Origin of the sequence: Denitrificimonas halotolerans (genome assembly GCF_034259425.1) — a bacterium.
Classification (GTDB): Bacteria; Pseudomonadota; Gammaproteobacteria; order Pseudomonadales; family Pseudomonadaceae; genus Denitrificimonas; species Denitrificimonas halotolerans.
Window position 1 is genome coordinate 25237 of record NZ_JAXIVU010000024.1, and the last position, 6689, is coordinate 31925.

The following is a 6689-nucleotide window of genomic DNA, read 5'->3' on the forward strand; positions in this document are numbered from 1 at the left end:
AGTACACCATGAGGCGCACCCATGAAATTGTTAGTGGTTGAAGATGAAGTCAAAACGGGCGATTACCTGCAACAAGGTTTAACTGAGTCAGGTTTTGTTGTGGATCTCGCTCGTACAGGTTTGGATGGTCACCATCTGGCCCTAACGGAACCATATGATCTGATCATTTTGGATGTCATGCTGCCTGATGTGGATGGCTGGCGTATTGTACAAGCGTTGCGCGCTGCTCAGGCGACGACTCCCGTGCTTTTTTTAACAGCACGGGACAGTGTAGAGGACCGAGTTAAAGGTTTGGATTTAGGGGCCGATGACTATCTGATTAAACCCTTTGCGTTTTCGGAATTATTGGCTCGGGTACGTACTTTGTTACGGCGTGGCATGACTCCAGTTTTTAATGATCAACTGCAGGTGGCAGATTTGCTGCTAGATTTGCCACGTCGCCGTGCGCAACGGCATGGTGTGCGCATTAACTTGACCAATAAAGAGTTTGCTTTGTTAGAGCTTCTAGTGCGCCGACAAGGTGAAGTACTGCCCCGATCCTTGATTGCTTCGCAAGTTTGGGACATGAACTTTGATAGTGATACCAACGTTATTGATGTTGCGATTCGACGTTTACGAGCAAAAATAGATGATGATTTTGTACCTAAGTTAATTCATACCGTGCGTGGCATGGGCTACATGTTGGATGTGAACGGTGAGGATTAATACATGAAGCGCCGGCCTATATCTTTAGCGTTGCGCTTAACGGTATCCATTGGGGCAGTCATTGTTGTGGTGCTTTTAGTCTTTGGTTGGATAGTGGAACGTTCCATTGATCAGCACTTTGTGCAGCAAGATGTGGATGAGCTCGCCGCAGTGGTGCAGGCTGTTGCGCAGATACTGGTGGAGCCGCAAACCAATAATGAGCAGCTTAAACGTCGTTTGGCCAGTGCAGTATCAGGGCATCACAATGCTCAATTTCACCTCACTAAAACCTCTGGTGAGGTGATTTACGCTACTCCAGGCAGTGACTTGAGTGGATTCTTACAGACATCACGGGTGAGTGATGCGTTGGATATTCATTCGGTCAGCAATTGGCAGGACCAAGGGCATCATTACCGAGGGGCGGTCTTAATGTTGCCAGGGGGCGTAGCTGTTAGTGGGCAACCATTATTGCTTGTGGTTGCGACAGATATCGATTTTCATCTGCATTATTTGGAAGATTTTCGTATTTACTTAAAACTCATTACTTTAGTCGCTTGTTTAATTGCAATTTTTGCTACTTGGTTTGCGGTGTATCAAGGGCATGCTCCTTTACGTCGGATCAGTGGTGAAATCCGTAGGATTAAGTCTGATCATCTTTCTATTCGCTTAGCTCCAACTACGGTACCGGTAGAGCTAACTGAGTTGGCTGTGTCTTTTAATGACATGTTGGACCGTATTGAAGAGGGCTTTCAGCGTTTATCTAATTTTTCTGCAGACATTGCTCATGAGCTACGCTCCCCGATTACTAATTTGCGCACACAAACCGAGGTGGCCCTATCTCAAACACGAGACGTGGCGCAATATCGAGAGATCTTGTATTCCAATTTAGAAGAATATGAGCGTATGGCAAAAATGGTGGGTGATATGCTGTTTCTAGCGCAAGCTGAAAAACAGCAACTGCAAGGAGAGTACGGACAGGTTAATTTGGCCGAAGAAGTGCAGGTGCTTTTTGAGTACTTTGAAGCTTGGGCGGAAGAGCGTGCAGTGACTTTAGACTGTACTGGTCCCGCAGTTTGGGTCTATGGAAATCGTCTCATGTTGCGTCGAGCTTTAAGTAATTTGCTTGCGAATGCCATGCGGTATACCGCTGAAGGAGAAAGGGTCAGTGTTACTCTTGAATTGCACGGGAGTGATCGAGTACTGATTCAGGTCGCAAATCCAAGCGCTGAGATTGCACCTGAGCATTTGCCTAAACTATTTGATCGCTTTTACCGTGCAGATCCCTCTCGCCAACACAAAGGAGTTGGGGCTGGGTTAGGTTTGGCTATTGTAAAATCCATTGTGATGGCCCATGGCGGTAGAGTCAGTGCCAATTACATTGACCAGCAAATAGTGTTTCGCATTGAGTTGCCGCGAGCGTTTGATAGTGTGGGATGATTGGGTGTGTAGTTCAAGTGTTTGAGTCGATTTCGAAAAATAGAGTGGCACTAATACACTAATTGGCCAAGTTAAACTCTCGACGCCCTCTCAGTCCTTTAGCGTAGGTAGGATGTAAAATGCATTCCGTTGCATAGAGCAGGTGAGCGAATGTTCGGTAATTTCCAGCAAACGATTATTACGTGTGCAGAAATCAGTTGAAGCTTGAGCGAGGCTGAGTGTGAGTCGCATCATCACGCTGTGCGTAAGTTGCGAGTAATTGCTGTTTTTCACGTACAGGGTCTACAGCTCTGTTATTGACTCGTAATTCGTAATGTAAATGGTTGCCAGTGGCAGCACCTGTTCTGCCGACATAACCAATGATTTGTCCGCGTTGAACTTTTGTGCCAACTTTTAAACCTTGATGAAAGCGACTTTGGTGAGCATAAACAGTGGAGTAGTCACCAGAGTGTTTGATGTAAATGACCTTGCCGTAACCTCTTTGCGAGCCAATAAAAGATATTTTTCCATGGGCTGTGGCGCGGATGGGGGTGCCTTGTGGGGCAGGGTAGTCAATCCCTTTATGGCCTTTGATTTTACCGCTAATGGGGTGGGTGCGTAAGCCAAAAGAAGAAGTGGCAGAGGTGTTGGGTAACGGAGTGAGTAAAAACAGAGGTTGTTGGCTGTCAAAATGTGTCGCTTGGGCATGACTTTGCTTGCCTGCGGCGGAGTACACTGCTTTTAAGCGGGACGAGTCATTGCGTTCGTGAGCAAAGACAGGTTTAAGCATGAGAAGACTTAAGATTAACAGTAGATACTTATTGGGTGTCTGCATGGTTATTTAAGGTTTTCTTGGCTGTTAAAATCCGATGCTTTGTCAAGCACAGGTTTAATCTGAAAATAGTAAGGCAGCACTCTAGAAGCTGTGCTGCCTCTGAAAAGTTATTAATTATATTGTGATTGTGACAACTGCATATGAGATATGAGTCAAATCTATAACGAAAGATAGTCTACAGAGTCTATCTATTTAAATCTGCAAAAAAAGGAATTTTTTCTTAGTTTTTGTGACTAACGGTATTCAAAGTGCATCGATTCAAATTTTTATTGCCGTCATTGAAAGCTGCAACATTAGGCTTATTTCGATTGAAAAGTGTGCCCTATCAAGGTCGTGTAAACCCTTGGGATCGCGATATAAACGCGGCGTGAAACATGCTCGAGGTTGGAGTGGCCCTTTAGTAGTTGGAATTCTCGTCCTTTAGGTCGGAGAGGATGTCAATAATGTATGTAGGACACAATTGCAACATAAGATGCTGTCTCGTGTGGGGTGACTAGCACGCAAAGTATTTTAAAGATAAAAAGTGGTTAAGTGGATGGTCAGGTGTGGTGTTTTATGACTAAAGTATTGGCTCGTAAGAAAATTGATATGTTGCAAGGTTTATCCTCAGCTCAGGAGGCTATCAATGTTGATGTATAATCCAGTACATCCTAGCGAAGTCCTTAAAGAACTCATCTTTGATACCTTAGGAATCAGTTTAACTCATGCCGCTTATCATTTAGATATTACAGATGAAGCACTGTCTAAAATGTTAAATAAGCAATTAGCCATTACACCTGATATTGCCTTGCGTTTAGAGTTGGCGTTTGGCAACCCAACTGCAGATCAATGGCTTAGCATGCAAAATGCTTACGATCTCTGGCAAATCAGTCAGGGACATGATTGGTATTAACATTTGCTTCGCAATTTCTAGTTAGCTAAAGCTACCTGAGGCTCGTCTTCTCAAAGCGAGCATCAGTCTATTGAGCAGCAGAGCAAACACTTTAAGTTGTATTGATTCTTAAGTAATTTGCTGTGCCCTTCCTCGCTGAATATGCCTGAATCGCTTTTGGATAAGCGTGTGCTGGGCAGTCACCGCGATGCTTGCTTTGATTGCAAACACTACGTGTTGTTGTGTTCGGGCAGAGCTGTATATTGTAGACCACTTCGCTCATGAGGCATTTTTGCTGGTTCATTTTTCTAGTGTAGTCAGGTCTGATACTGGCCTTCAAAAATATGTATGAGGCGCTATTTAGTAAGTCAGGTGAACGTCAACACTATGATTGTGCTGTAATACTTAGATACTCTAAATTAACAGTGACAGTTGATCTCGCGATTTGAGAGGATGTGCTAGATGCGTGGGGCGCTTGATTAAATTTATTTTATGTTTGGTGTTTAGGCCAACGCAGTCTGCGTACAATCCTGCAGTGATATTTTCTTTGAATGGAATTTAAATATATGGCCGTTAGCACTGTGTTATTGCTTGCTTCAATTGGCGTATTGTCGCTGTTTTGCCAATGGTTAGCGTGGCGTGTCAGGATGCCTGCAATTGTATTTTTACTGGCGGCAGGTATTGCCTGTGGCCCGGTATTCAATTACCTCAACCCGAATGCTTTATTTGGTGACCTGTTGTTTCCTATGGTGTCGCTTGCGGTGGCAATTATCTTATTTGAGGGCAGTTTAACCCTGCGCTTTTCTGAGATTCGCGGCCACGGCAATATGGTACGCAATTTGATTCCTATAGGTTCCATTGTTACCGGTGTGATTGGAACGTTGGCCGCACACTGGATTTTGGACATTTCGTGGGAAATATCCTTATTATTTGGCGCGATTTCAGTCGTTACAGGGCCAACAGTGATTGCACCTTTGTTGCGCTCGGTGAGACCAAGTGCCAAGTTGGCCAATATCCTGCAGTGGGAGGGCATTATTATTGACCCTATAGGCGCTTTGTTGGCGGTGTTGGTTTATGAGGGTATTGTGTCTTGGGGGCAGGGTAACGTCTTTGGTCATTCTTTATATATTTTCACTACCACTTTGGTTGTAGGTACGGTGTTAGGTGCAACAGCTGGTTATTTGAATGGGCAGGTGCTACGTAAGCACTGGATTCCACAGTATTTGCACAACGCAGGTACCTTAACTTTTATGCTTGGTGTTTATGCTTTATCAAATGAAATTGCCCACGAATCCGGCCTGTTGACGGTAACCATCATGGGGGTTTGGATGGCGAACATGAAGCAAGTGGAGGTGGAAAGCATTCTGGAGTTTAAAGAGTCTTTAAGTGTACTGTTGATTTCAGCATTATTTATTATTTTAGCGGCACGTATTGAGTTCTCTGCAATTGCTGAATTGGGGTGGGGGGTTGCTTTATTACTGGCAATTTTGATGTTGGTAGCACGTCCTTTAAGTATCTTTATTGCAGCCATTGGTACCAATCTAGATTGGCGGGAAAAGGTGTTTTTAAGCTGGATTGCGCCGCGTGGTATTGTTGCAGCAGCGGTTTCAGCGTTATTTGCTTTCCAGTTGCATAATAATGGATTTGAGGGAGGCGAAGCTTTAGTGCCCTTAGTCTTTATGCTAATTATTGCTACTGTAGTTGTGCAAAGCTTGACCGCTCGACCCTTAGCTCAGTTATTAGGAGTCGCCCAGCCTTCGGCGTTTGGCTTTTTAATTTTAGGGGCTAACCCCGTCGCACGGATGATTGCTACAGAGTTGGGTAACCAAGAAGTTCCTGTTGTACTGGCTGACCCAAACTGGGAGAACGTGCGTCAAGCACGTATGGAAAATTTGCAGGTGTACTTTGGGAATCCAGTATCTGAGCATGCAGCCAATCAGTTGGATTTAACAGGCATTGGCAATTTATTGGTGATCTCGCCGTATAAGCAAATGAATTCTTTAGCAACCTATCACTTCCTTGATTGGTTTGGTGACCATAACAGCGTGTATAGCTTGTCAGAAGGTGAACAGGATCAGCTAGCACGTTATAAGCCAGGAGAGAAGGTTCAGCGCACTCGTGGATTGTTTGACGGGGTGAGTTTTGCCAAGCTGGCCAGTATGGTAAGCCAAGGTTTTACCGTGAAAACGACTCAACTCAGTGAGGCTTTTACTTATGCAGATTTTCTCGAAAGACATCAAGGACAAGCTTTGGTGCTTTTTGTTTTAGATGGTAAAAAGCACATCACCCCGATCAAGTCTATGGCAGATTTAGAGCCGAAAGAAGATTCAACTTTAATCAGTTTAGTACCAGGCAAAACCGCTGAAGAGCGCAAAGAGATTAAAGAGTCAAAAGAGGCTGAGAAAACCAATAATGGTAAAGCTTTAAGTTAAGAGTGTGAACCTGTGTCATTCGTAATGCAGGGTGACACAGGTTCAAGGTAAAGCTAGAGTTTTACTGCGCCTTGGGCGATTAAATTGTTAATTTGTTGCTCGTTCAAACCAAGATCTTGCAATATGTGTTGGCCATCAGCTCCCATTGTACTGCCGGTTTGGTGGTATTGTGTTTGATAGCCTGAAAACTTAATGGGGCATCCAATTTGTTGTTGCTGACCTTGTTGAGGATGTGACACCTCTACTATCATATTGCGGGCTTTGATTTGTGGGTGCTGACAGGCTTCTGCCATGCTCAATACAGAGCTCTGTACCTAAGAAAAAGCGTAAGCGCCCTTAAATCAGCATCTATCATCGCGCATTATACCGCCTCACACTAATACCTGTCTTTTTGAAAGGGGTATTGGTGATGACTTCACAAGAACGCCAGCAGTTCTGGCAGCAATACATT

At 44.4% G+C, this 6689-nt stretch carries 6 protein-coding genes; 4 read left to right on the forward strand and 2 right to left on the reverse strand.

Going from position 1 to position 6689, the window contains the following annotated elements; all coding sequences use genetic code 11:
- Positions 1-21: 21 nt before the first annotated feature.
- Both TOI97_RS12130 and TOI97_RS12135 read left to right on the forward strand, forming a co-directional pair.
- Positions 22-705 carry a heavy metal response regulator transcription factor gene (locus TOI97_RS12130; protein WP_321554396.1) on the forward strand — a complete coding sequence of 228 codons (684 nt, stop codon included), beginning with the start codon at positions 22-24 and terminating at the stop codon, positions 703-705.
- Between the two features lie 3 nt (positions 706-708).
- Positions 709-2121: a Cu(+)/Ag(+) sensor histidine kinase gene (locus tag TOI97_RS12135; RefSeq protein ID WP_321554397.1), complete on the forward strand. Its 1413-nt coding sequence runs from the start codon at positions 709-711 to the stop codon at positions 2119-2121.
- A gap of 193 nt (positions 2122-2314) precedes the next feature.
- Here TOI97_RS12135 and TOI97_RS12140 read toward each other — a convergent pair whose 3' ends face one another.
- The gene (locus tag TOI97_RS12140) at positions 2315-2890 is read right to left on the reverse strand and encodes a M23 family metallopeptidase (protein WP_321554398.1); all 576 of its coding nucleotides are present in this window, start codon (positions 2888-2890) and stop codon (positions 2315-2317) included.
- 670 nt (positions 2891-3560) lie between these two features.
- Between TOI97_RS12140 and TOI97_RS12145 the strand changes: the two genes are divergently transcribed.
- Together TOI97_RS12145 and TOI97_RS12150 are read left to right on the forward strand one after the other, a co-directional pair.
- Positions 3561-3827, forward strand: coding sequence for a HigA family addiction module antitoxin (locus tag TOI97_RS12145; RefSeq protein ID WP_321554399.1), 267 nt, complete (start codon positions 3561-3563; stop codon positions 3825-3827).
- Positions 3828-4372: 545 nt separating this feature from the next.
- Entirely contained in the window at positions 4373-6238 is a 1866-nt protein-coding gene (locus TOI97_RS12150) for a cation:proton antiporter (protein ID WP_321554400.1), read from the forward strand.
- Between the two features lie 53 nt (positions 6239-6291).
- Here TOI97_RS12150 and TOI97_RS12155 read toward each other — a convergent pair whose 3' ends face one another.
- Complete coding sequence (locus tag TOI97_RS12155) at positions 6292-6537, reverse strand: CoA transferase (protein ID WP_321554401.1); 246 nt, start codon at positions 6535-6537, stop codon at positions 6292-6294.
- Between the last annotated feature and the right edge of the window lie 152 nt (positions 6538-6689).

Bases quoted from the DNA above. Each gene is read 5' to 3' on its own strand.
- TOI97_RS12130 (WP_321554396.1), top strand. From the start codon at position 22: ATGAAATTGTTAGTGGTTGAAGATGAAGTCAAAACGGGCGATTACCTG.
- TOI97_RS12135 (WP_321554397.1), top strand. From the start codon at position 709: ATGAAGCGCCGGCCTATATCTTTAGCGTTGCGCTTAACGGTATCCATT.
- TOI97_RS12140 (WP_321554398.1), bottom strand. From the start codon at position 2,890: ATGCTTAAACCTGTCTTTGCTCACGAACGCAATGACTCGTCCCGCTTA.
- TOI97_RS12145 (WP_321554399.1), top strand. From the start codon at position 3,561: ATGTTGATGTATAATCCAGTACATCCTAGCGAAGTCCTTAAAGAACTC.
- TOI97_RS12150 (WP_321554400.1), top strand. From the start codon at position 4,373: ATGGCCGTTAGCACTGTGTTATTGCTTGCTTCAATTGGCGTATTGTCG.